A 24,924-nucleotide genomic window follows, 5' to 3' on the forward strand; every position below is an offset into this window, starting at 1 on the left:
GTGGAGTCCGCCGTGTCACTTTCGCTTTGGCAGCAGTGTCTTGCCCGTTTGCAGGATGAATTACCTGCCACAGAATTCAGTATGTGGATACGCCCATTGCAGGCGGAACTGAGTGACAACACTCTGGCGCTTTACGCCCCTAATCGCTTTGTGCTGGATTGGGTTCGTGACAAATACCTCAATAATATCAATGGACTGCTAAATGATTTCTGCGGTCTGGATGCTCCGCTGCTACGTTTTGAAGTGGGCAGCAAACCGGCGATGGCAACGGTCGCCCCGGCGGGCAACGCTGCCATCACCGTGATCCCTGCGGCTGCGCCGCAGGCTCGTCCGGTGTCTTCTCCGGTTCGTCCGAGCTGGGATGCGCCGTCTCTGCATGCCGAGCACACCTATCGCTCTAACGTAAATCCAAAACATACCTTCGATAATTTCGTCGAAGGTAAATCCAACCAGCTGGCGCGCGCCGCTGCGCGGCAGGTGGCGGATAATCCGGGCGGCGCCTATAACCCGCTGTTTCTGTATGGCGGCACCGGTCTGGGTAAAACACACTTATTACATGCGGTAGGCAACGGCATCATGGCCCGCAAGGCCAACGCCAAAGTGGTGTACATGCACTCAGAGCGTTTTGTGCAGGATATGGTGAAAGCCCTGCAGAACAATGCAATCGAAGAGTTCAAACGGTACTACCGCTCCGTCGATGCGTTGCTGATCGATGATATTCAGTTTTTTGCCAACAAAGAGCGTTCTCAGGAAGAGTTTTTCCACACGTTCAATGCGTTGCTGGAAGGCAATCAGCAGATTATTTTGACCTCTGACCGCTATCCGAAAGAGATCAACGGCGTGGAAGATCGCCTGAAGTCCCGCTTTGGCTGGGGGCTGACGGTCGCGATCGAACCGCCTGAGCTGGAAACCCGCGTGGCGATTCTGATGAAAAAAGCGGACGAGAACGATATCCGTCTGCCCGGCGAAGTCGCCTTTTTTATTGCCAAGCGCCTGCGTTCCAACGTGCGTGAGCTGGAAGGGGCGTTGAACCGCGTCATTGCCAATGCCAACTTCACCGGACGCTCCATCACGATTGATTTTGTACGTGAAGCGCTGCGCGACCTGCTGGCGTTGCAGGAAAAACTGGTCACCATCGACAACATTCAGAAGACCGTAGCGGAATATTATAAAATCAAAGTCGCCGATCTGTTGTCCAAACGTCGTTCGCGCTCGGTGGCTCGCCCACGTCAGATGGCGATGGCGTTGGCGAAAGAATTGACGAATCACAGCCTGCCGGAAATCGGTGATGCTTTTGGCGGTCGAGACCACACCACCGTGCTGCATGCCTGTCGAAAGATTGAGCAGCTGCGCGAGGAAAGTCACGACATTAAAGAAGATTTTTCCAATTTAATCAGAACATTATCTTCCTAATATCATGAAATTTATTATTGAACGCGAGCATCTGTTAAAACCCCTACAGCAGGTTAGCAGTCCTCTGGGGGGCCGGCCGACGTTGCCGATCCTGGGCAATTTGTTATTGCAGGTGAGTGAAGGTCGGCTGTCGCTGACCGGCACCGATCTGGAAATGGAAATGGTGGCGCACGTGGCGCTGATCCAGCCCCACGAAGCGGGCGCCACCACGGTGCCAGCGCGCAAGCTGTTCGACATCTGTCGCGGTTTGCCGGACGGCGCGGAAATCACCATCATGCTGGACGGCGATCGCATGCTGGTGCGCTCCGGGCGCAGCCGCTTTTCACTGTCCACGCTGCCGGCGGAAGACTTCCCCAATCTGGATGACTGGCAGAGCGAGGTGGAGTTTTCTCTGCCGCAGGCCACATTAAAGCGCCTGATCGAAGCGACCCAGTTCTCTATGGCGCATCAGGATGTACGTTATTACCTCAACGGCATGCTGTTCGAGACCGAAGGGGAAGAGCTGCGCACCGTGTCGACCGACGGTCACCGTCTGGCGGTCTGCTCAATGCCGGTTGGTCAGGAACTGCCGTCCCATTCGGTGATCGTCCCGCGTAAAGGCGTGATGGAGCTGGTGCGTTTGCTGGACGGCGGCGATACGCCGCTGCAACTGCAGATCGGCAGTAACAATATTCGTGCGCACGTCGGCGATTTTATCTTCACGTCTAAGCTGGTCGATGGCCGATTCCCGGATTATCGTCGCGTATTGCCGAAAAATCCTGACAAAACGCTAGAGGCCAGCTGCGACCTGCTCAAGCAGGCGTTCTCCCGCGCGGCGATTCTCTCCAACGAGAAGTTTCGCGGCGTTCGGCTGTATCTGAACAAAGATCAACTGAAAATCACCGCGAATAACCCGGAGCAGGAAGAGGCCGAGGAAATTCTGGATGTCGAGTACGGCGGCACGGAAATGGAGATTGGCTTCAACGTCAGCTACGTTCTGGATGTGCTGAATGCGCTGAAGTGCGAAGATGTCCGCATGCTGCTGATCGACTCCGTTTCCAGCGTGCAGATCGAAGATAGCGCCAGCCCGGCCGCAGCGTATGTCGTCATGCCGATGCGTTTGTAGTTGCGCGACAGGTTAGAAAACGGTCTGGTGCCGTTTTTAGATATGCCAGCATGTCGGGCGTCATACGGTTTGCGAAACGCAAACGTAGCGGGCCGACATCCGGCTCAAAGGCAGCGACGCTGAATGGTTGTAAAATGGCACTGACCCGTCTTCTCATCCGCAATTTTCGCAATATCGAATCTGCCGATCTGGCGTTGATCCCCGGTTTCAATTTTCTGGTCGGCGCCAACGGCAGCGGCAAAACCAGCGTGCTTGAAGCCATTTATACGCTGGGTCACGGCCGCGCGTTCCGCAGTATTCAGGCGGGGCGGGTGATTCGTCACGAACAGCCTGAATTCGTGCTGCACGGCAGAATTGATGGCCGTGAGCGGGAACGTTCCGTCGGACTGAGCAAGAACCGTCAGGGAGATAGCAAGGTTCGTATCGATGGCAGCGATGGTCATCGAGTCGCTGAACTGGCGCAGCTGTTGCCCATTCAGCTGATTACCCCGGAAGGATTTACCCTTCTTAACGGCGGCCCGAAGTTTCGCCGGGCCTTTCTGGACTGGGGCTGCTTTCATCACGAGCCTGGTTTTTTCCACGCCTGGAACAATCTGAAACGTCTGTTGCGTCAGCGCAATGCAGCGCTGCGCCAAACCCGTCACTATGGGCAGATGCGGGCGTGGGATCAGGAATTGGTACCGCTGGCGGAGCAGATAAGCCAATGGCGAGCGGCCTATAGCGCCGCCATTGTGGACGATATCGGAGCCACCTGCAGCCAGTTTTTACCGGAGTTTTCCCTGAGCTTTTCCTTCCAGCGCGGCTGGGATCGGGAGAGCGATTACGCAGAGCTGCTGGAGCGCCATTTCGAGCGTGACCGAATGCTGGGCTATACCGCCTTCGGCCCGCACAAGGCGGACTTCCGCATTCGTGCCGGCGGCGTCGCGGTAGAGGATATGTTGTCGCGCGGTCAGTTGAAGTTGTTGATGTGCGCCTTACGATTGGCGCAGGGGGAGTTTCTCACCCGCAACAGCGGACTCAAGTGCGTCTACCTCATCGACGACTTCGCCTCGGAGCTGGACAGCGCCCGACGACGCCTGTTGGCGGAACGGCTGAAAGCCACGCAGGCGCAGGTCTTCGTCAGCGCGATCAGCGCTGAACAGATAGGCGATATGGTCGGCGAAAATGGCAAGATGTTCAGCGTAGAACAGGGTAAAATAACCGTTCAATCACAGGACTAAAATGAGCGAGAAACGTTGATGTCGAATTCTTATGACTCCTCAAGTATCAAGGTATTAAAAGGGCTGGATGCAGTTCGTAAGCGCCCGGGTATGTATATCGGCGATACGGATGACGGAACCGGTCTGCATCATATGGTATTCGAGGTGGTGGACAACGCTATCGACGAAGCGCTCGCTGGCTACTGTAAAGACATAATCGTCACCATCCATAGCGACAACTCCGTGTCGGTGCAGGATGATGGCCGTGGGATCCCAACCGGTCTTCACGAAGAAGAAGGCGTGTCAGCCGCTGAAGTCATCATGACGGTGCTGCATGCCGGCGGTAAATTCGATGATAACTCCTACAAAGTTTCCGGCGGTTTGCACGGCGTCGGGGTTTCCGTGGTCAACGCCCTGTCGGAAAAACTTGAGCTGACCATTCGCCGCGAAGGCAAAATTCACCAGCAGACCTACAACCACGGTGTGCCGGCCGCGCCGCTGGCCGTGGCGGGCGAGGCTGAAAAAACCGGTACGACCGTCCGCTTCTGGCCGAGCACCGACACCTTCACCAACGTGCTGGAATTCGAATACGACATTCTGGCCAAGCGTCTGCGTGAGCTGTCGTTCCTGAACTCCGGCGTTTCCATCCGTCTGCGTGACGAACGTGAAAAAGATAAGTCCGACCACTTCCACTACGATGGCGGTATCAAAGCGTTTGTCGATTACCTGAACCGCAATAAAACGCCGATCCACCCGAACGTGTTCTATTTCTCCACGGTGAAAGACGATATCGGAGTGGAAGTCGCTCTGCAGTGGAACGACGGTTTCCAGGAAAACATCTACTGCTTTACCAATAACATTCCGCAGCGTGACGGCGGTACGCATCTGGCCGGCTTCCGTGCCGCCATGACCCGTACTCTGAACACCTACATGGATAAAGAAGGCTACAGCAAGAAAGCCAAAATCAGCGCGACCGGCGATGACGCGCGCGAAGGCCTGATTGCCGTGGTCTCGGTGAAAGTGCCCGATCCGAAGTTCTCTTCTCAGACCAAAGACAAGCTGGTGTCGTCGGAAGTGAAGACCGCCGTTGAGTCGCTGATGAACGAAAAACTGGTGGATTACCTGATGGAGAATCCATCAGACGCCAAAATCGTGGTCGGCAAAATCATCGACGCCGCGCGCGCGCGCGAGGCCGCTCGTCGCGCCCGCGATATGACGCGACGCAAAGGCGCGCTCGACCTGGCCGGCCTGCCGGGCAAACTGGCGGATTGTCAGGAACGCGATCCGGCGCTGTCTGAACTGTACCTGGTGGAAGGGGACTCCGCGGGCGGCTCTGCGAAGCAGGGGCGTAACCGCAGGAACCAGGCGATTCTCCCGCTGAAGGGGAAAATCCTGAACGTGGAGAAGGCGCGTTTCGACAAAATGCTGTCGTCGCAGGAAGTCGCCACGCTGATTACGGCGTTGGGTTGCGGCATCGGCCGTGACGAATACAACCCGGACAAGCTGCGCTACCACAGTATCATCATCATGACCGATGCCGACGTCGATGGTTCGCACATCCGTACGCTGCTGTTGACGTTCTTCTATCGTCAGATGCCGGAAATCATCGAACGCGGGCATGTCTACATCGCTCAGCCGCCGCTGTACAAGGTGAAGAAAGGGAAGCAGGAGCAGTACATCAAGGATGACGAAGCGATGGACCAGTACCAGATCGCGTTGGCATTAGATGGCGCGACGCTGCATACCAACGCGCATGCGCCGGCAATGGCGGGCGAGCCGCTGGAACGACTGGTCGCCGAGCATTACGCCGTGCAGAAAATGATTGGCCGTATGGAGCGCCGCTACCCGCGTCCGCTGCTGAACGCGCTGATCTACCAGCCGTCCCTGACCGAAGCCACGCTGTCTGACCGCCAGCAGGTTCAGCGCTGGATGGAGATGCTGGTGACGCTGCTGACCGGGCAGGAAAAACACGGCAGCACCTACAGCTTCGTGATCCACGATACTGAAGAAGGTCTCCACGAGCCGCAGCTGCGTGTGCGCACCCACGGTGTCGATACTGACTATCCGCTGAATACCGCGTTTGTGACGGGCAACGAATACCGCAAAATCAATCAGCTGGGCGAAAAACTGCGCGGTCTGATTGAGGAAGACGCTTTTGTCGAACGCGGCGAGCGCAAACTGCCTATCGTCAGCTTCGAGCAGGCGCTGGAGTGGCTGGTGAAAGAGTCACGCCGTGGTCTGGCGGTTCAGCGCTATAAAGGTCTGGGCGAAATGAACCCGGAACAGCTTTGGGAAACCACGATGGATCCGGAAGGCCGCCGCATGTTGCGCGTTACCGTGAAGGATGCGATTACGGCCGATGAGTTGTTCACCACGCTGATGGGGGATGCCGTCGAACCCCGTCGCGCCTTTATCGAAGAAAACGCCCTTAAGGCGGCGAACATCGATATCTGATAGCGCTCAGACGCGATTACTCTGTACACGAAAAAAGCTTCGCCCTGTGCGAAGCTTTTTTGTTGTCAGCCTGAACCCCCCTCCACCGTGGCACTTTCAAATTCTCTTTTTTGGGAAGATGAACGATTAGCCTGACAATACAATGGTCCATAACGCTTCCACGCCAGATCATTACACCTCCGGCGGCACACACCGCCCGCCAGAAGAAGACCAACCCAACCCAAGCCTAGCCCTTGCCAAGTAGGCGTTGCTGCGAGGGTTTTCCCCCGGCGGTGAAAGGGAATATTAGGAAACCAATGGGAACCCGCGCGCAGCGCCAGGGATCGCCGAGGCGTTGTCGGATCCGAAAGATCGCCGTTTAAGGCGGACTAAAGGCAAAGATGCCGCGCTCGCGGCGGGAATTTATGGATACGAACTGGCGAATACCGCAGAAATAATGCGGGACTATCCGGGATGGAGCGCGAGTGATTTCGACACCTTCAAAAAGATGATGGAAACGGTCTTTCTTCCTATTAATTTGGATTTTATCGCGCGTCATAATAATACGAAAATCGATCGCTATTGGGCCAACTGAGATTTAGCGCAGTTAAGTTCCATTATGGCCTCGGTATTCTCTTGGACAGGAAAGATCTTTACGACAGCGCCGTCGACTATTACAAAAACGGCGAGGGAAATGGCGATATTAGGAAACTTAATTGGAAACTGTATCCCGAACAGGGAATGGGACAAATACAGGTAAGCGGCAGTGATCAGGCCCACTTATAACTAGATAGCGCGCTGGCGGGCGTCATCTGCCAGATGGCCTGGAATCAGGGCGAAGATTTATTCAGTTATGACGATAACCGACTGATGAAAGGGGCGGAATACGCGGCGGCCTATAACCTCGGCAAAGAAGTACCCTATACCACGTATACGAACAGAGACGTGACCCAAACGTAAATCTCTGCCAGCGCAAGGGGCGAGATCAGAGCGATTTAGGCACTGATCTATAACCACTACATCATGCTGAAAGGCCTTAACAGCCCTAATATTACCGAGATGGCGTCCAAGATTCGGCCTGAAGGCAGTCCCTGGTCCTATGGCGCGTCGTCGGGAAGTGTTGACCAGTTGGGCTACGGCACGCTTCTGTTTTCTCTGGGAGAAGAGTAACGGCTTTCCCGCTACGCTCGCCGGAGCGCGGTTGCCGCGTCCCGACGACGATAGATTCAAGATGGCCCGCTGTGTTTCCCTATTTTTGGAAACAAAATGGAAACTATCAGGTTAGCGGTAGATAGAAGTCGAAGCGGTGGCTCTTTGTTTCCAGCATGGACTGGGCGGGAACGCCCGCGAGCGGCGGCGCGTAGTCCGGGCGTTTGACCACCACGCGCTTTTTCGCCAGTGAGCGTGCCGGGGCCAGCAACGCGTCGGCATCGTCGTCGGCGCCGACCAGCGTCTGGAATACCCGCATCTCCTTTTTTACCAGCGCGCTTTTCTGCCGGTGAGGAAACATCGGATCGAGATAGACAACGTCGGGCGGCGGCTCGATGTCTTTCAGCCTCTCGACGCTGGAAGCATGCAGCAGCGTCAGACGCGCCCGCAACCAGCCGCCGATCTCTGCATCCTGATAACCGCGCTGAAGGCCGTCGTCCAGCAGCGCCGCAACCACCGGATGACGCTCTACCATACGGACCCGACAGCCGAGCGACGCCAGCACGAACGCGTCGCGCCCCAGTCCTGCGGTAGCGTCCACCACGTCGGGCAGATAGCCCTTCTTGATGCCGACCGCCCGGGCGACCGCTTCGCCGCGTCCGCCGCCGAAACGGCGCCGGTGCGCCAGCGCGCCGCCGACGAAATCCACGCAGACGGCGCCCAGCTTCGGCTCGTCCCGCTTGCGCAGTTCCAGCCGCTCGGGCGTCAGCACCAGCGCGAGAGACTGGCCGTCGTCCGCCGTCAGCCCCCAGCGCGCGGCCAGAGCGTCGAGGGCGCCTTTATCGGCGCCCTCTTCGGTCATCAGGCCGATCTTCATCCCTTGATGCCGTAGTGTTTCAGCATGGCGTCCAGCTTCGGCTCACGGCCGCGGAAGCGTTTGAACAGCTCCATCGGCTCTTCGGAACCCCCGCGAGACAGGATGTTGTCGAGGAACGACTGGCCGGTGGTGCGGTTGAAAATACCTTCCTCTTCAAAGCGAGAGAAGGCGTCGGCCGCCAGCACGTCCGCCCACAGGTAGCTGTAATAGCCTGCCGCATAGCCGCCGGCGAAGACGTGGCTGAAGGCGTGCGGGAAACGGTTCCAGCTCGGGCTTTGCATAACGGCGACTTGAGCCTTGACGTCGGCCAGCGTCGGCAGGATCTGCGCGCCCTTCGCCGGGTCAAATTCGGTATGCAGGCGGAAGTCGAACAGGCCGAACTCCAGCTGACGCAGGATGAACAGCGCCGCCTGATAGTTCTTGGCCGCCAGCATTTTATCCAGCATTTCCTTCGGCAGCGGTTCGCCGGTTTCGTAGTGACCGGAGATAAACGCCAGCGCGTCCGGCTCCCAGCACCAGTTTTCCATAAACTGGCTCGGCAGCTCGACGGCATCCCACGGCACCCCGCTGATGCCGGAAACGCCGGCGGCGTCGACCAGCGTCAGCATGTGGTGCAGGCCGTGGCCGAATTCGTGGAACAGCGTTGTCACTTCATCATGCGTGAACAGCGCAGGTTTGCCGTTGACCGGGCGGTTGAAGTTACAGGTCAGGTAGGCGACCGGCTTCTGCAGCTCGCCGTTGGCGAGGCGCATACGGCCGACGCAGTCGTTCATCCAGGCGCCGCCGCGTTTGTTTTCGCGCGCGTACAGATCGAGGTAGAAGCTGCCGCGCGGCTCGCCGCTCTCATCGAACAGGTCGAAGAAACGGACTTCAGGGTGCCAGACATCGACGTCTTTGCGCTCTTTCGCCGTGATGCCGTAGATCCGGTTGACGACTTCGAACAGACCGTTCAGCACACGCTCTTCTGGGAAATACGGGCGCAACTGCTCGTCGCTGATGGAAAACAGGTGTTGTTTCTGCAGCTCGCTGTAGTAGCTGACGTCCCACGGGTTCAGCTCATCCACGCCATAGTGCTGCTTGGCGAAGGCGCGCAGTTCGGCCAGTTCCTGCTCGGCCTGCGGACGTGCGCGTTTAGCCAGATCGGTCAGGAATGCCAGCACCTGCTGCGGATTTTCCGCCATTTTGGTGACCAGCGATTTGTCCGCATAGCTGGGGTAGCCGAGCAACTGCGCCTGTTCGTGACGGAGCGCTATTTTCTCGGCCATTACCTCGGTATTGTCCCACTTACCGGCGTTCGGCCCCTGATCGGAGGCGCGGGTGGCATAGGCGCGGTACATCTCTTCGCGCAGCGCCGCGTTCGAGCAGTAGGTCATAACCGGCAGGTAGCTCGGCATGTCGAGCGTCAGCAGCCAGCCCTCTTGCTCTTTGGCTTCGGCCTGCGCTTTGGCGGCCGCCAGCGCGCTTTCCGGCAGACCGGACAGCGCATTGATGTCTGTTATCAGCTTGGTCCACCCCATCGTGGCGTCCAGCACGTTGTTGCTGTAGATCGAACTCAATTCCGAGAGCCGCGCGGAGATCTCGCCGTAGCGTTTCTGCTGCTCAGCGGGCAGCGCGATCCCCGACAGTTCGAAGCCGATCAGCGAATTTTCCACGGCTTTTTGCTGCGCCGTGTCCAGGGAGGTGAAATGTTCGCCGTCGCGCAGGTTGCGATAGGCGCGATACAGGCCGGGGTGCTGCCCTACCCAGGTGCCGTACTCGGACAGCAGCGGCAGGCACTGCTCGTAGGCGGCGCGAAGCTCAGGGCTATTTAGTACCGCGTTCAGATGGCCGATAGGGGAGAAGATGCGCTCCAGCCGATCGTCGCTTTCCGCCAGCGGCTGACAAAGATTTTCCCAGGTGAACGGACCTGGCTGCGCCACAACGTGCTCCACCGTTTTGCGACAGTCGTCCAGCGCGCTCTGAATGGCGGGAACGATGTCGTCGGTTTTGATTTGGGAAAACGGGGGCAGGGTGAAAGGGGTAAGTAATGGATTTGTCATGGCACGGTCCTGAATAGTGGTGATGATCGGTTCCTTGTCCCGGAGGCCGACAAGGCTGACATAACTTGCGGATTACTTTCTAAGATGGGGTCTCAGGCTATGAAAATCAATGTTCGGGCAAGAATGGCGTAGTAACCGCACCCGGCGTAGGGAAACAGTGAAGAAGATTCGTGCCGAAGGGTTAAAGGTCGGGCGGCGGCATCTCAAACTGTCAGGGGCGCATAAAACAGGATCTCGGCCAGTCCGCTGAATATCGTGGTTTTTACCTGACGATAAAACGAAATGAGGTGGAGATGTAGCGCCAAGCCCTGCCCTTGATGCTCCGAGTATTCCTTTTTAACGATTTGATTTTCCTGTCTAATTTTATTTCTTCCTATTGAAAGTCGGGTTTGTCTGCCACGCTTAATGACCAGCGCTGCCCATTTTCCACCGGTTCCGCGTCCGCAGGGGACGCTGCCGATATCGGCCTGACGACGGGAGCGGGACGCGATAATTCAGGTCTGCCGGGATATCGTGTTAAGCACGATTTCGCCGCCCTCACAGGCCGTCATGCACGTCAGACAGAGTGACAACAATGATGAATAATCCAGTCGAGCACGCCAGCGAGGCGCAGCCGGAATACGCGAACGTCAATTACACCTTCTATCCGACATTCCATCTGGCCCCGCCGGCGGGATGGATGAACGATCCCAACGGGTTTATCTACCATCGGGGCGCTACCACGCGTTCTATCAGCATTATCCCTATGAGCCGAAATGGGGACCGATGCACTGGGGACACGCCACCAGCGAGGACATGATTCGCTGGGAGCACCAACCCATCGCGCTGTTTCCCGGCGGTGGGAACGAGCCGGACCGGGACGGCTGCTTTTCCGGCTGCGCGGTGGATGATGACGGCGTACCGAGCCTGATTTATACCGGCCATGTCGTCCTTCCTCTCCGGAGGAGGAGGAGAAATTACGGCAGGTGCAGTGCCTCGCCATCAGCCACGATGGCCTGCATTTCGAAAAACAGGGCGCTATCCTCCTGCCGCCTCCCGGCATCATGCACTTTCGCGATCCCAAGGTCTGGCGCGAAGACGGCGTCTGGTGCTGGAGCGCAATTACCCTGAATATGGCCTGAGCGGCTATCGCAGCGCGCCGTTGCCGGCGCAATCGGTGTTATCGCTGCGCATATTTATTGACCGCTCCTCGATTGAAGTGTTTGTCGGAGAGGGCGAATGTTGCCTGAGTTCGCGCATTTATCCGCAGCCAGATGGGCGGGCGCTGAGACTGTTCGCCGATCATGGTCGTGCGCATCTCGCGGGGGGAGACAGCTGGTCTCTGCTGAGGGCGTAACGGCCTGAGGGGCGCCGGGCATGTGGCTCGCGCTGCGGCTCTTTCAGCTTCGGGAAAGGGAACCTGTTTTCAGGTTCCCGGCGGGTTTTCTGTGCCGGTAAATGCGTTAAGATCTCAACCAATGACCAGAACAGGGCCAATCTGTTTTATACTCCCCCGCTGCACCCCGATGTTTTTGCCGCCCTGCGGCGAGGGTGGGGGGAAAAGACGGCGCGTCGGCCCCACTCACGACTTAATCACTGGATAATCATTACCCATGCTCAGCTACCGCCACAGTTTTCACGCCGGCAACCACGCCGACGTGCTCAAGCATACCGTTCAAAGCCTGATCCTCAGCGCTCTGGCGGAGAAAGACAAACCCTTCCTGTACCTCGATACGCACGCCGGGGCGGGTCGTTACAAGCTGCAAAGCGAACACGCCGAGCGCACTGCCGAATATCAGGCGGGGATTGCCCGCATCTGGCAGCGGGACGACGTCCCTGCCGAGCTGGATGCCTACATGCAGGTGGTGCGTAACTACAACCCGCAGGGACAGCTGCGCTACTACCCGGGTTCTCCGCTGATCGCCCGCCATCTGATGCGCGATCACGACCGGCTGAACCTGAGCGAACTGCATCCGAGCGACTATCCGCTGCTGCGTCAGGAGTTCCAGCGTGATAATCGCGCCCGCGTGGTGCGTGAAGACGGCTATCAGCAGTTGAAAGCCCAGCTGCCGCCGCCGTCCCGCCGCGGACTGGTGCTGATCGACCCGCCTTATGAGTTAAAAAGCGATTATCAGGCGGTGGTGAAGGGAATTCACGAAGGTTACCGCCGCTTCGCGACCGGCGTATATGCGCTGTGGTATCCGGTCGTGTTGCGTCAGCAGATTAAACGGCTGCTGAAAGATCTGGAAGCGACCGGCATCCGCCGGATCCTGCAAATTGAGCTGGCCGTGTTGCCGGACAGCGATCGCCACGGTATGACCGCCTCGGGCATGATCGTCATTAACCCGCCGTGGAAGCTGGAAGCGCAGATGAAAAGCGTGCTGCCGTGGCTGCATCAGGTGCTGGTGCCGGAAGGCACCGGGCATACGCGCGTGGAATGGGTCGTGCCGGAGTAAACTCGGCACAGCCAATGCCCTGCACCGCAGGGCATTGGGAGCACGCTACACCTGAAACGTCGCCAGATCGGTAGCCATGTCCGTGGCCGGGAAAATCGTCCGGCACTCCGCCAGCAGCCGTTCACTGTCTTCCTGACCGTATCGCGCGCTGATATGGGTGATAATCAAACGCCCCGCCCCGGCTTCCCGCGCCAACGTCGCCGCCTGTTCCGTCGTGGAATGACCGCGCTCGCTGGCGCGATCGGCCATAGTAGCCTCTACCGTCGCTTCGTGCACCATCACATCCACCCCGGCGGCCAGCAAGCGCCCGGCTTCCGAAGGGCGGGTATCGCCGAATATCGCGAGCGTTCGGCCCGGCGTGGACGGACCGAGGTAATCGGCGCCGTTTAAGGTCCGTCCATCCTCCAGCGTGACGGACTCGCCGCGCTTCAACGACTGAAACCACGGCCCGGGGCGAATGCCCTCTTTCGTCAGTTGCGCCACGTCCAGCGCGCCGGGTTTAGGCCGCTCTTCAATGCGATACCCGACGCAGGTCAACGTGTGCGACATCGGGTAGGCCGTCACTACGCGGTGTTCGTCTTCGCAAACCGGTCCGGAGGCGACCTCGACGACCTCCATCGGATAAGTGAGGTAAGAGCCGCTCAGGCTCAGCGCATTGTCGATGAACGTTTTCAGTCCGGCGGGGCCGTAGAGCGTCAGCGGCGCCTGACAACCAGCCATGGCGCGGGAACACAGCAGGCCGGGCAGACCAAACAGATGGTCGCCATGAAGATGCGTGATGAAAATTTTCTCGATCTTGCTGGCGCTTAAACACGTATGCAGTATCTGATGCTGCGTGCCCTCACCGCAGTCGAACAGCCAGAAGGCAGGGCGCGGACCTTGCAGATCCAGCGCCAGGCTGGCCACATTGCGCGCTTTGGTCGGGATGCCCGCGCTGGTGCCTAAAAATATCAGTTCCATGGTGAAATTCTCCGATCAATTAACGGTGCTTGACGTCATCCCAGCATAAATCGAACCGCGCCAGAAACTGGCGTGGCAGTTGGTAGCACTGGCGCCCATTGCCACGGTAGACGCGAGATTTCTCCGTCGACCAGCGCGGGGGAATGCGGTCATTATCAACCAATGTCGCCATTCTGACGACGCTGGCGTGGCAACCGCATATCCACGCGTTTATTGCACCGTCGCCGGAGGCCGCGATCGTCACGTCACCACCGACGAAGGACGAACGCATCGATGCCGCGTTGGATCGCTTGCTGTTTAGAACCGTGCTGACCGGGTTTGACGTTGCGCGAGGCCCGTAAGGCGGCCTTGCCTATTTCATTGATTTCAAAAATCGCCTCAAGGCGTTTTGTATTTCTGACTACAATCACACTGCGATCTTTGCCGGAATAAGATCTCCGGCGTTACACTCTGTATAACTTTCTTTTCACACAACCTGGATCTCCCAATGACCAAACATTATGACTATCTCGCCATTGGCGGCGGCAGCGGCGGCATTGCCTCCATTAACCGTGCGGCCATGTACGGCAAGAAATGCGCGTTGATTGAAGCCAAATATCTGGGCGGGACCTGTGTGAACGTAGGCTGCGTACCGAAAAAGGTGATGTGGCATGCGGCGCAGATCGCCGAGGCTATTCACCACTACGGCCCCGACTATGGTTTTGACGTCACGGTCAACGGCTTCAACTGGGACACGCTGGTGAAAAACCGCAGTGCCTACATCGACCGTATCCATCACTCCTACGACAACGTGCTGGGTAAGAACCAGGTTGAGGTGATCCGCGGTTTCGCCCGTTTCGTGGATGCCCACACGGTGGCAGTGAACGGCGAGACGATCACCGCCGACCACATCCTGATCGCCACCGGCGGCCGCCCGACGTTGCCGGATGTCCCCGGTGCGCAATACGGCATTAGCTCCGACGGGTTCTTTGAACTGGATGCGCTGCCGCGGCGCGTCGCCGTGGTTGGCGCGGGCTACATCGCCGTAGAAATCGCCGGCGTGCTGAACGCGCTGGGCGCGGAAACCCACCTGTTCGTGCGTAAATATGCGCCGCTGCGCCAGTTCGATCCGCTGATTGTGGAAACGCTGGTGGAAGTGATGAAGGCGGAAGGGCCGTCGCTGCACACCGAGTCGACGCCTAAAGCGGTGGTGAAAAACGCCGACGGCAGCCTGACGCTGCAGCTGGAAGACGGCAAAACGCAGACGGTGGACTGCCTGGTTTGGGCGATTGGCCGTCAACCCGCCACCGATAACCTCAACCTTGAGGCGGCGGGCGTCGCGCTGGACGATCGCGGTTATGTGAAGGTCGATAAATTCCAGAATACTAACGTTCCCGGCATCTACGCCGTGGGCGACAACACGGGTGCGGTCGAGCTGACGCCGGTGGCTGTGGCGGCGGGGCGTCGTCTGTCGGAGCGCCTGTTCAACAACAAGCCGAATGAGCATCTGGACTACAGCAACATCCCCACCGTCGTCTTCAGCCATCCGCCTATCGGCACCGTGGGGATGACCGAACCGCAGGCGCGTGCGAAGTACGGTGACGAGCAGGTCAAAGTCTACCAATCCTCCTTTACCGCGATGTACACCGCCGTCACGCAGCACCGTCAGCCGTGCCGCATGAAATTAGTGTGTGTCGGTCCGGAAGAGAAAGTGGTGGGCGTTCACGGCATCGGTTTCGGCGTGGATGAAATGCTGCAGGGCTTCGCCGTCGCGGTGAAAATGGGGGCCACCAAGCAGGATTTCGACAACACCGTCGCCATCCACCCGACCGGGGCGGAAGAGTTCGTCACCATGCGTTAATCCAGCGATGCGCGGCGCGCCATATGCTGCCGCCGCGTTATCCGGCAGCCGGACGGGGCGTGTCGCGTGTCGTCTGTACCGCCGCTTCGCTCTGGCAGGGTTATCTGCCGGTTTAAGGGGGGTAAACGTCCGGGCTGAACGGCTTGCGCAGGGGATCGCTGAAGATCTGCAAATCTGCTTGCGGTGTGAGCCCCTCGGTCGGGCAACGTTGATAGGCTGTGGTGAGTTTGCGAAAGGCGTGATGATTCAGGGAATTATCAAATCAAACAACGGATTAGCGCTGTGACGGGGCAGGATGGCGATGATGCGCATCGCCTCCGTTGGTAGCAGGAGCGGTGCGGACTGAAACTGTCCACGCCGCCTGCGGTATGTTTAGTGGAACAGTGCAACCACATTGCCGAGAATAATCCCCACGATGCCGAAGTCAGCGTCGCCGAACGTGGTGGCCGCCAGTCCCAGCGACCCCATCAGCGGCAGCAGAATCGCCGGCAGGAAGGAGATCAGCAAACCTTGTACGAAGGAACCGATCACCGCGCCGCGGCGTCCGCCGGTGATGTTGCCGTAAATCCCGGCGGTCGCGCCGCAGAAGAAGTGCGGGACCAGTCCGGGGACGATCACGCTCAGGCCGAACAACGGGCAGAGGAACATGCTGATCAGGCCCGCCAGGAAGCTACACAGGAAGCCGATAATCACGGCGTTGGGGGCGAACGGGAACACGGTCGGACAGTCCAGCGCGGGCTTGGCGTCTTTCACCAGCTTGTCCGCAATGCCCTTGAACGCGGGGACGATTTCCGCAATCACCATCCGCACCCCGGCCAAAATGACGTAGACCCCGGCGGCGAAGGTGATGGACTGAATGATGGCGAAAATCAGGTAATTTTGTCCGCCGCTTACCTGACTTTCGGTGTACTCCTTACCTGCGAACAGCGCCAGCACGATGAACAGAATCATCATGGTCAGCGAAATCGCGACCGAAGAGTCGCGCAGGAAGTTCAGCGTTTTCGGGACTTTCAGCTCTTCCGTAGACGGGCTGCCTTTCCCAACCGCCTTACCCACCAGCGCCGCCAGCAGATAACCCGTGGAGCCGAAGTGGCCGATAGCCAAATCATCCGACTGGGTGATCTTACGGGTAAAGGGCTGCAGGATGGCCGGGCTGATGACCATCAGCGCGCCGAGAATGATGGCGCCCGTCGCGATCAGGCTGACGCCGCGCATGCCGCCGGTGGACAGGATCACCGCCAGCAGCGCCGCCATATACAGCGTGTGGTGGCCGGTCAGGAAGATATATTTCAGCGGCGTAATCCGCGCCAGAATAATGTTCACAATCATGCCGAAGACCATGATCATCGCGGTTTCTGTGCCGAAATTAGCCTGCGCCAGCGCTGCAACAACGTCGTTGTTGGGCACGACGCCGTGCATATTAAAGGAGTGGGTGAACAGCTGACTGAACACCGTCAGCGTGGAGGAAATGACGTTGGCCCCGGCGATCAGAATCAAAAAGCCCATGATGGTTTTCAGCGTGCCGGAAACCACCTCAGAGAAGGGTTTCTTCTGCAGCACCAGTCCCAACAGGGAAAACAGCCCAACCAGAATGGCGGGCGTACCCAGCACATCCTTCATAATAAACTGCAACATAAGCGACTCCGTTAGCGCGGCTGAGCGCGCCGTTACAGGTTGGCAGCCAGAATTTCTCTGATCTTGTTGTTATCCAACAGGTTGGTCAGGCCGAATATTTGGGCGTCGGAGCCTTGTATTTGTTCCACGATGTCCTTGGCGCCGAAAATGATGTCCGGGCGTTCCGACTTGGCGGAGGTCAGATCGGTATGGCTGACCTCGGCTTCCTTGCCTAATTCCGCCACGATTTTTTTGACGTTCATTTCGACAATAAAGCTGCTGCCGAGCCCGTTACCGCACACAATGAGGATCTTTTTCATCACTGGCCTCGTCTTAATAGTTTTCGATAATCGCCTGAATGGCGGGAAGGGAAGAAGCGGCCAGCAGCTGTTTCAGCGTCTCTTCGTCGCTGAACAGCGCCGCCAGCTCGGTAATCATCCGGATATGTTCGTCTCCCGTGAGGGCGCACAGCATAATCACGACCGTCACCGGGTCGTTTTCCTCCGACTCAAAATTCACCCCTTCGCGGATGCACAGCAGCGACAGCCCGTTTTTATTGGCACCCTGCTCGGGTCGGGCGTGGGGCAGCGCCAGTCCGGGCGCAATCACGTAGTACGGCCCCAGCGACTGATGGGTGCTGATAATCGCCTCCAGATAGTCCTGAGCGATTGCGCCGTCGGCCAGCAACGGTTCCGCCGCCAGCGTGAGGGCTTCTTGCCAGTGGGAAACACGGTCCACGATGTGGATGGTCTTGGGCGTCAGCCATGTAGCGAGCATGTTGACCTCGTTACTCTGGGAAGGTGTGCCTCAATGTAGGTGAAATATCGACCGTCTTTCTGTGATAGGTTTCGCAAAGTTAGCGCTAACATTTCCCAGCAGAGGCGAATAATGCGCGGAGTGAGACGTCGTCGACGAATGTTGGATGCCTGGCCGGTTATCTCGCCCTTAGCGGTGTTACCCTAAGACTGAGCGCATAGGGATTAGGGTTCATTCCGGCACCCAAGGGCGGCTCTCTCGGGATAGAGAGATGCAGGTCCGGATGAACACGGCGGCGAAGCGGCAACGACGGCGGACGAGAAAAGGGAGGCGGTAAGGATGAGAGAAAAGCGGCGGCGTAACACGGGGAAGAGCACGCTGGCCGATGTCGCCCGGCGGGTGGGCGTCAGCGCGATGACGGCGTCCCGGGCGCTGCGGATGCCGGAGAAAGTGTCGCCGGTGCTGCGTGAGAAGATCGCGACAGCGATGGCGGAGCTGGATTACGTGCCTAATCTGGCGGCGAGCGCGCTGGCTTCGGCCTCGTCGCAGCTGATCCTCATGGTGGTGCCTTCTTTTGCGACGCCGGGATGCGCGCAAGTGTCGGAAGCGCTGCAAGCCGTGCTGAAAGAAGCGGAGTACAGCATGATGCTGGTGGAGGCGGACCACTCCGCCAGCGGCGAGCGGCAGCTGATCGAGCGCCTGCTCGCCTATCATCCTGCCGCGATGGTGCATTTTAATTTCGACAGCACGGACGAAGGACGGCGACTGTTGATCAACTCCGGTCTGCCGGTGATGCAGGTGGGCGCGCTTCATCCGCAGCCGCTGGACGTCAGCGTCGGCGTCGACTACGCCCAGGCGGTGGCGGCGCTGGTGTATCATCTGGCGAGAAGCGGGTATCGGCATCTGGGGCTGCTGTGCAGCCAGACCAGCGGTACGATGCTCAAACAGATGATGCACGGTTGGCACAGCGCGATGCTGGCCGTCAATCATTCGCCGCATCGGGTTATCGCCACAACGGAGCCGCCAGCGTTCGCCGCCGGTCACCAGCGGCTGCCGGACATTCGTCTGACCTGGCCGGAGCTGGACGTGCTGATCTGCACCACGGATGAAGTCGCCTGCGGCGTGATCATGGCCTGCCATGCGGAAGGGGTGGATGTTCCCAGCCAGCTGGCGGTGGCCAGCCTCGGCGGCGGCGATCTTTCCGCCGTGTGTTCGCCGCCGTTAACCACGGTCGCGCTGCCCTATCGGCAGATGGGGACGCTAGCCGGTGAACAACTGTTGGTGGAGCTGCGGGGGCAGGAGGTCGAAGCGAGGCAGCCGCTTCCGGCGCCGCTGGTGGTGCGGGCTAGCACCCGCCAACGCTAGACGATGTGCCGTCTGGCATTGGCGGGCTGGGCGTCAATTAAGCGACGTTGAACTCACCGCTGCTTATCAGGAAGTCGATCAGCGCGGTCAGCTTTCTCACATCGTCGAGCGCGATGTTATGGAACAGGGCGATACGCAGTTGGTTGCGTCCCAGCGCCCGATACCCTTCGATGCCATGCACCAGCCCATGCTCGTCCAGATAGCGGGTCAACTGGTCGACGGAAATGGCGTCGGCCACGTCAATCGCCGCGACGGTGGTGGAGCGGAAGGCCGGATCTTCCACGTAAGGCGTCAGATAGTCCCTGTCGGTGGCCCACTGGTAGAGGTGCTCCGCTTTGGCGGCGGCCTGACGCTGCACTTCGGCAAACCCGAGCGCGCTCATGCGTTTCACCTGTTCGGCGAACAGGAACAGGGTGACGGTCGCCGGCGTATTGTAAGTCTGCTGTTGTTCACTGTTGTTGAGCGCAATCTGCCAGTCGGCGAAGACGGGAATATAGCGCGTCTTATCGGCGGCAATCTCCGCGATCCGCGCTTTGGCCTTCGGCGACAGGATGGCGACGAAAAGCCCGCCTTCGCTGGCGAACACTTTCTGCGGGGAGAACAGGAACACGTCGACGCGCGACAGGTCGCAGGCGATTTGACCGGCGCCGCTGGTCGCATCCACGGCCAGCAGACAATCATCGCCCACCTCGGGCAGCGTCGTGTTCATCACGCCGGTGGAGGTCTCGTTCAGCGTACAGGTCACAACGTCGGCGTCGGCGGTGCTGAATTCGCGGTGCCCTTGCCCGTAGTCCACTTCCAGGCTGGCGGCCTCAATCCACGGAATGCGCCTGGAGGCTTTAAACCATTTCCCTGAGAACTCACCGCAGACGTGGTGAACGATACGTTTTTTCACCATTCCCAGCCCGACCATATCGAACAACAGCGTCGCGCCGCCGTTGCCCAGTACGATGCTGTAGTCGTCCGGGACGGACAGCAGCGAACGCAGTCCTTCCTGAATCTCGCCGCACAGCGCGCGTACCGGCGCTTTGCGGTGGCTGGTGCCCAGCAGATGGGGACCTTTGTCCATTAGGCGGGTTAAATCATCAAGGTGGATGAGCGAGGGGCCGCAGCCGAAACGAGGATCGGCGGGGATAAGCGCCTCGGGAATGGTGAGCGTCATGCATATCTCCTTAGGGAATGAGCTGATTTTTCTTTTAGATGAAGATACTCAGGATGGGCGGAAAGCGATACGGAAATTTTATCTTGGCGCAGCGGAGTCGGACGTATCCGGCTAGATTTGTGTCAGGGGGCGAGATACCTTATACGAAACGTATTCCGCCGTGAAACCGGGGTCTGTTCGCGGATCGCGGCCAGCGTTCGAGGCTCTGCTTTACGCAGGGCGTCTCCTCTGCGGCCTAACGCCATCTCCCCGTCAGGAAAGCCCTATCCCGTTTGCGACGGAGGATGCGCAGCCGGGCAATCGGTCGGTCATTTTCCCGTTGGGATACGCAGCCATCTAATCGGAGAACATAAAATATGCACCAGCATGCATTGGTGGGTGATGTGGGTGGAACGAACGCCCGCCTGGCGCTTTGTCAGTTGGATGACGGAGCGATTTCGCGCAGCAAACAATACTCGGTCGACGACTTTCCGAGCCTGGAAGCGGTGATCAACGCTTTTTTGTCCGAACATAGCGAACTGACGATCAAAAGCGGCTGTATCGCCATTGCCTGCCCGGTGGTGGACGACTGGGTGGCGATGACCAATCACTACTGGGCGTTTTCCATTAACGAGCTGCAACAGCGGCTGGGGTTTGATCGTCTGGACGTCATCAACGACTTTACGGCGGTCAGCATGGCGATCCCGGTGCTGCGGGAGGAGGACGTGATCCAACTTGGCGGCGGTAGCGCCGAAGCGGGCAAACCCGTGGCGGTGTACGGTGCGGGAACGGGACTCGGCGTGGCCCACCTACTGCCGGTGGCGGGCAAGTGGATCAGCCTTCCCGGCGAGGGCGGCCATGTGGACTTCGCGCCTAACAGCGAGGAAGAGGACGACATCCTCTCCGTGCTGCGTCAGGAAATGGGCCATGTGTCGGCGGAGCGCGTGCTTTCCGGTCCGGGGCTGGTCAATATCTATCGCGCGGTGGTGAAGGCCGATGGCCGCATGCCGGAGGATCTGAGTCCCAAAGCGGTATCGGAACGGGCGCTGGCAGATGACTGTATCGACTGCCGTCGCGCATTATCGCTGTTCTGCGTCATGCTGGGGCGTTTCGGCGGCAATCTGGCGCTGACGATGGGCACGTTCGGGGGCGTCTATATCGCGGGCGGCATCGTGCCTCGATTTATGGCGTTCTTCCGTCACTCCGGCTTCCGGGCGGCGTTTGAGGACAAAGGGCGTTTCAAAGACTATCTCGCGCCAATCCCGGTCTTCATGATCTCTCACAAACATCCCGGCCTGCTGGGTGCCGGCGCCTATCTGCGTCAGGCGCTGGGCTATACGCTCTGAAGCTCGCTGGCGGCGATATCGGGGTCGCCCAACGTGCGGAAAGCCTCCGCCAAACGGGCGATGCCCGGCGCGATCTGCACCTCATCGATAGCGTGAAAGCCTAACCGGAAAAAGTTGTCTGGCGCATTGGAACCCAAAAAATGCGCCTGTCCCGGTTCTATCAATACCCCCCTATGCGCGGCCCGCCACGCCAGCTGATGCGTATCGACGCCCTCCGGCGCCTGTAGCCAGAACGCGTTGGCATGTTCGCTCCCCGCCATACGGCGACAGGCGGGCAGGCAATGCCCCAACGCTTCATTCAACCTGTGCCAGCGGCGCGCGGAGTCTTCGCGATAGCGGTGAAGATAGGCCTCGTAATAGCCCTGCGCCAGAAAATGGGCCATTTGATGTTGAATAGTGGTCGGCGGATGGCGATAGGACAGGCGACGCAGCGCCCGCAGTTCGTCAATCAGCTCCGCGGGGGCCACCAGATAACCCAGCCGTAAACCGGGCGACAGCGACTTGGAGAGACTGCTGACGTAAATCACCCGGTTGTGCGTGTCGCTGGCCTTCAGCGCGGCGCGCGGCTGCGGGTCGAGGTTGGTTTCCGAGTCGTAATCATCTTCGATAATGATCCGATCGTGCAGGCGCGCGTGCTCCAGCAATGCGGCACGGCGCGCGTTGCTCATGCGAATGCCGGTGGGCGCCTGATGGCTGGGCGTGACGTAAAAGTAGTCGCAGTCGGTGGAGGCGGCATTTAACCGCAGGCCTTCGTGGTCAAGGCTATGCGGCACGATCTGCGCGCCCTGAAGCGCAAAGGTGTTCACCGCTTCGCGGAAGATGGGATTTTCCACCGCCACACGCGTGCGGTGATTAAACAGCAGCTGCGACAGCAGCGAGAGCGCGTTTTGCGAACCGAGCGTGATCAGAATTTCATCGGCTTGGGCGATAATGCCGCGCTTGGGCAAAATCCGCTGTCGTACCTGCTCAATCAGCAGCGGCACGTCCTGATCGATATGGTCGTACAGCCAACGATGATCGCGATGCAGGCCGGTGATGCGACGGGTGGTTTCACGCCACTGTTCGAGCGGAAACAGCTGAGTATTCGGCTGGCCGTAAATAAACGGGAAGGGGTAGTCCATCCAGCGCGCCGGTTTCATGATGGCGAAAAAACCGCTTGGGCTGACGTTGAGCCGTTTGCTCCAGTCAGGCGAGGGCTGCGCTTCGTCAGGGGGCGTCTGTTGGAGGCGGATCTCGGCGAGCGTCTCGGGCTGGTGATAGTCCGGATGCAGAAAATAGCCGCTACGGGGACGGCTGACCAGATAGCCGTCGTTCAGCAGGCTTTCATACACCAGCGCCACGGTGTTGCGCGAAATGGCGAGCTGGTTCGATAGCTTCCGACAAGACGGCAACGCCTCTTCCGCTGGGAATACGCCCGTCAGAATGGCGTCTATTAGCTTTTCGCGCAGCTGCTCTTGCAGGCTCCGGCTGGCGACAAAATCGATGTGCAGACAGCGATCGATCATCCTGTGGTCCTCATGGGTCTGAACGGCCTCAGGGTGAGAGTAGCAATATCCATACCGAATAGCTCGCCGCGGAGCCTGCCCGGAATTAACCGATTACGACACGGCCGTGCAGCGGCTGAGGCGGACGATTGTTGTAATGATGCATGACGGCGCTAAAGCGTTGGATCTGCTGTTCGGAGACGGTTTGCGGATGTTTCAGCACTATCCAGCGCACGCCTTCGGTGCAGGGCGGGGTGGTCAGCGAGCCGCTGTAGCGGTAATAGCTCAAATTCTGCGGAAGCAGCTTACGCAGCTGAATATGGGTGGTCAGTGCGTTCTCGTGAGCAACCTCGGTCGGCATCTGCTGCCAGATTTTGTCCAGTTCCGCGTTCGGCGCGCCCAGGCGGTACATGACGGCGACCACGGCCGTTTCGCCTCGGGCGTTTTGGTGCACGAAGTGCGCTTCGAACGGAAAGGCTTTCCCCTCAATTTGATTTTCACTTGGTGAGTGAAAATGAAATTGTTGCAGGGTGAACGCTTCGCCATCGACCGTTAAGGTATCGCCTTTCTTATCTTCGACTTCAATCGTATGGCCGTTGTTAATCACGCGCAGGCTGTCTTCTTGACTGAAACGCAGCTGCAACGGCTTTTGATGCGTATGCTGAACGGCGGTGATATTGATGGGCGATTGATACATACCGTCGCCGCAGACATGGAAATCAGCACCCCAATGCGCGGGGTCGTGCTCCCCTTCATAAGACCATTGGGCGTGTTCAGCGCTGAATACCGGTGATGAACAGGCCAGAAATAAGCTGGCTGTAAATAACGGGATATATTTCATTAACAACTTTAACCTTATCATAAATCTATGGGGCTAAATTATACTGCGTTGTTAATCATGGGGTTAGCGATAAATCCATTTTGTTTTATGCCCTTAAACCAAGGGTAAACCGCTTTGCGAGAAGGGGTGATTGGGGATAGGATATTTTGTCTATTTTTAATGCTTAAATTTTATTTTTTACTAAAAGGATATGTTTTTATGAAAATAATTTCTCTGTTATTTTTTTGTTTTTTACTTCATTTAACGGTTTCTTTTTTTATATGTGTAAGACTACAGTCGGGGAATCGATAACATTTTTTACCATATGTTCCATTATAAGTTTAATATTGTATTTTTCTTCTGAAATACAGGAGTTTTCTATAGCTGGAAATATTGTAAAGCTGCGGGAAGTACGAAAGGAAGCTGACAAAGTTTTGGCTGAACTACAGGTTTCACGTCTGGCTATGTTTAAGTTCTTACTGGAAAGCTCTAAGAAATTCGGTGGTGGATTCGCAAGTATTTCTCCTAAAGATGAGAGAATAGATGATTTTTTTTATATGAAAATATTGAACAGGCTGGATTAGTCGAAGAATTAGCGGAAAAAATAGCAGGCTGTGCGGAATTACTCATGAGAGCTCAGGTTGTTAACTGTTCATCCAGTTATGCCAAAGTTGATTGTAATAAATATTATACTCCTGATGAACTTACTAATGAGGCATTGAGAAGTGAGAATATTCGGCAAGGAAACAGTCGAACAGAAGAAGAAGATCGTTTGTTGGTTCTGGAAGTAGTTTCATATTATCGTACTTTATATAATATCTTCTTAAAAGCAAAAAAATATACTATTTAATCCGTCGCAATCGATTTTTTACGGCATTTGTTCATCAGTTAGATAAATACCTAGTTTACCGAATAACGCTTCGGCCCTGGAATTAATTTATTCGTATC

At 57.9% G+C, this 24,924-nt stretch carries 23 protein-coding genes and 1 pseudogene; 15 read left to right on the top strand and 9 right to left on the bottom strand.

Going from position 1 to position 24,924, the window contains the following annotated elements; genetic code table 11:
- Positions 1–12: 12 nt before the first annotated feature.
- The 6 genes from dnaA (at position 13) to I6N93_RS00030 (ending at position 7,320) form a co-directional block, all read left to right on the top strand.
- Entirely contained in the window at positions 13–1,413 is a 1,401-nt protein-coding gene (gene dnaA, locus I6N93_RS00005; protein ID WP_099017433.1) for a chromosomal replication initiator protein DnaA, read from the top strand.
- A gap of 4 nt (positions 1,414–1,417) precedes the next feature.
- On the top strand, positions 1,418–2,518 hold the full coding sequence (gene dnaN / locus I6N93_RS00010) for a DNA polymerase III subunit beta (RefSeq protein WP_085687658.1): 1,101 nt from the start codon (positions 1,418–1,420) through the stop codon (positions 2,516–2,518).
- 134 nt (positions 2,519–2,652) lie between these two features.
- Positions 2,653–3,738 carry a DNA replication/repair protein RecF gene (gene recF / locus I6N93_RS00015; protein WP_085687656.1) on the top strand — a complete coding sequence of 362 codons (1,086 nt, stop codon included), beginning with the start codon at positions 2,653–2,655 and terminating at the stop codon, positions 3,736–3,738.
- 18 nt (positions 3,739–3,756) lie between these two features.
- Complete coding sequence (gene gyrB, locus I6N93_RS00020) at positions 3,757–6,171, top strand: DNA topoisomerase (ATP-hydrolyzing) subunit B (RefSeq protein WP_085687654.1); 2,415 nt, start codon at positions 3,757–3,759, stop codon at positions 6,169–6,171.
- 334 nt (positions 6,172–6,505) lie between these two features.
- The gene (locus I6N93_RS00025; RefSeq protein ID WP_085687652.1) at positions 6,506–6,745 is read left to right on the top strand and encodes a hypothetical protein; all 240 of its coding nucleotides are present in this window, start codon (positions 6,506–6,508) and stop codon (positions 6,743–6,745) included.
- A gap of 428 nt (positions 6,746–7,173) precedes the next feature.
- Complete coding sequence (locus tag I6N93_RS00030; protein WP_158088393.1) at positions 7,174–7,320, top strand: hypothetical protein; 147 nt, start codon at positions 7,174–7,176, stop codon at positions 7,318–7,320.
- A 106-nt stretch (positions 7,321–7,426) separates the two neighbouring features.
- Here the strand turns inward: I6N93_RS00030 and rsmJ are convergent, their stop codons facing one another.
- Complete coding sequence (gene rsmJ / locus I6N93_RS00035) at positions 7,427–8,176, bottom strand: 16S rRNA (guanine(1516)-N(2))-methyltransferase RsmJ (RefSeq protein WP_085687648.1); 750 nt, start codon at positions 8,174–8,176, stop codon at positions 7,427–7,429.
- Positions 8,173–10,215, bottom strand: coding sequence for an oligopeptidase A (prlC, locus tag I6N93_RS00040; RefSeq protein ID WP_085687646.1), 2,043 nt, complete (start codon positions 10,213–10,215; stop codon positions 8,173–8,175). The genes rsmJ and prlC overlap by 4 nt, the downstream gene beginning before the upstream one ends.
- A gap of 577 nt (positions 10,216–10,792) precedes the next feature.
- Here prlC and I6N93_RS00045 point away from each other — a divergent pair.
- From I6N93_RS00045 to I6N93_RS00055, 3 genes and pseudogenes are all read left to right on the top strand, one after another.
- Positions 10,793–11,318: pseudogene (locus tag I6N93_RS00045) on the top strand (glycoside hydrolase family 32 protein); the annotation flags it as partial.
- The gene (locus I6N93_RS00050; RefSeq protein ID WP_158088394.1) at positions 11,303–11,551 is read left to right on the top strand and encodes a GH32 C-terminal domain-containing protein; all 249 of its coding nucleotides are present in this window, start codon (positions 11,303–11,305) and stop codon (positions 11,549–11,551) included. The pseudogene I6N93_RS00045 and the gene I6N93_RS00050, both read left to right, overlap by 16 nt.
- A gap of 256 nt (positions 11,552–11,807) precedes the next feature.
- Positions 11,808–12,650, top strand: a complete 843-nt coding sequence (locus I6N93_RS00055) for a 23S rRNA (adenine(2030)-N(6))-methyltransferase RlmJ (protein ID WP_085687642.1) — start codon at positions 11,808–11,810, stop codon at positions 12,648–12,650.
- 45 nt (positions 12,651–12,695) lie between these two features.
- On the opposite strand, the gene rnz is transcribed toward I6N93_RS00055, so the two are convergent.
- A complete protein-coding gene (gene rnz, locus I6N93_RS00060; protein ID WP_085687640.1) occupies positions 12,696–13,610 on the bottom strand; it encodes a ribonuclease Z in 915 nt (304 codons plus the stop codon).
- 143 nt (positions 13,611–13,753) lie between these two features.
- On the opposite strand from rnz, the gene I6N93_RS00065 reads away from it, so the two are divergent.
- Together I6N93_RS00065 and gorA are read left to right on the top strand one after the other, a co-directional pair.
- Positions 13,754–13,951 carry a hypothetical protein gene (locus I6N93_RS00065; RefSeq protein ID WP_085687638.1) on the top strand — a complete coding sequence of 66 codons (198 nt, stop codon included), beginning with the start codon at positions 13,754–13,756 and terminating at the stop codon, positions 13,949–13,951.
- 146 nt (positions 13,952–14,097) lie between these two features.
- Positions 14,098–15,450, top strand: coding sequence for a glutathione-disulfide reductase (gene gorA, locus I6N93_RS00070; protein WP_085687636.1), 1,353 nt, complete (start codon positions 14,098–14,100; stop codon positions 15,448–15,450).
- 372 nt (positions 15,451–15,822) lie between these two features.
- On the opposite strand, the gene I6N93_RS00075 is transcribed toward gorA, so the two are convergent.
- From I6N93_RS00075 to I6N93_RS00085, 3 genes are read right to left on the bottom strand one after another with little or no spacing between them, the layout of a single operon-like run.
- Positions 15,823–17,085, bottom strand: a complete 1,263-nt coding sequence (locus I6N93_RS00075) for a PTS ascorbate transporter subunit IIC (RefSeq protein WP_085687634.1) — start codon at positions 17,083–17,085, stop codon at positions 15,823–15,825.
- A gap of 32 nt (positions 17,086–17,117) precedes the next feature.
- Complete coding sequence (locus tag I6N93_RS00080) at positions 17,118–17,384, bottom strand: PTS sugar transporter subunit IIB (RefSeq protein WP_085687632.1); 267 nt, start codon at positions 17,382–17,384, stop codon at positions 17,118–17,120.
- A 13-nt stretch (positions 17,385–17,397) separates the two neighbouring features.
- On the bottom strand, positions 17,398–17,841 hold the full coding sequence (locus I6N93_RS00085) for a PTS sugar transporter subunit IIA (RefSeq protein ID WP_085687630.1): 444 nt from the start codon (positions 17,839–17,841) through the stop codon (positions 17,398–17,400).
- 318 nt (positions 17,842–18,159) lie between these two features.
- Between I6N93_RS00085 and I6N93_RS00090 the strand changes: the two genes are divergently transcribed.
- Complete coding sequence (locus tag I6N93_RS00090) at positions 18,160–19,185, top strand: LacI family DNA-binding transcriptional regulator (RefSeq protein ID WP_085687628.1); 1,026 nt, start codon at positions 18,160–18,162, stop codon at positions 19,183–19,185.
- Between the two features lie 37 nt (positions 19,186–19,222).
- Here I6N93_RS00090 and I6N93_RS00095 read toward each other — a convergent pair whose 3' ends face one another.
- Complete coding sequence (locus tag I6N93_RS00095; RefSeq protein WP_085687626.1) at positions 19,223–20,347, bottom strand: aminotransferase class V-fold PLP-dependent enzyme; 1,125 nt, start codon at positions 20,345–20,347, stop codon at positions 19,223–19,225.
- A 356-nt stretch (positions 20,348–20,703) separates the two neighbouring features.
- Between I6N93_RS00095 and glk the strand changes: the two genes are divergently transcribed.
- Positions 20,704–21,672, top strand: a complete 969-nt coding sequence (glk, locus tag I6N93_RS00100; RefSeq protein WP_085687624.1) for a glucokinase — start codon at positions 20,704–20,706, stop codon at positions 21,670–21,672.
- Here the strand turns inward: glk and pdxR are convergent.
- Positions 21,660–23,177, bottom strand: a complete 1,518-nt coding sequence (gene pdxR, locus I6N93_RS00105; protein WP_085687622.1) for a MocR-like pyridoxine biosynthesis transcription factor PdxR — start codon at positions 23,175–23,177, stop codon at positions 21,660–21,662. The genes glk and pdxR overlap by 13 nt on opposite strands.
- Before the next feature lie 85 nt (positions 23,178–23,262).
- On the bottom strand, positions 23,263–23,997 hold the full coding sequence (locus tag I6N93_RS00110; RefSeq protein WP_085687620.1) for a carbonic anhydrase: 735 nt from the start codon (positions 23,995–23,997) through the stop codon (positions 23,263–23,265).
- Positions 23,998–24,410: 413 nt separating this feature from the next.
- Here I6N93_RS00110 and I6N93_RS00115 point away from each other — a divergent pair, with 413 nt between their 5' ends.
- Positions 24,411–24,560, top strand: a complete 150-nt coding sequence (locus I6N93_RS00115; RefSeq protein ID WP_181457988.1) for a hypothetical protein — start codon at positions 24,411–24,413, stop codon at positions 24,558–24,560.
- A 44-nt stretch (positions 24,561–24,604) separates the two neighbouring features.
- On the top strand, positions 24,605–24,826 hold the full coding sequence (locus I6N93_RS00120) for a hypothetical protein (protein ID WP_139829928.1): 222 nt from the start codon (positions 24,605–24,607) through the stop codon (positions 24,824–24,826).
- Positions 24,827–24,924 lie beyond the last annotated feature (98 nt).

Origin of the sequence: Lonsdalea populi (assembly GCF_015999465.1) — a bacterium.
Taxonomy (GTDB): domain Bacteria; phylum Pseudomonadota; class Gammaproteobacteria; order Enterobacterales; family Enterobacteriaceae; genus Lonsdalea; species Lonsdalea populi.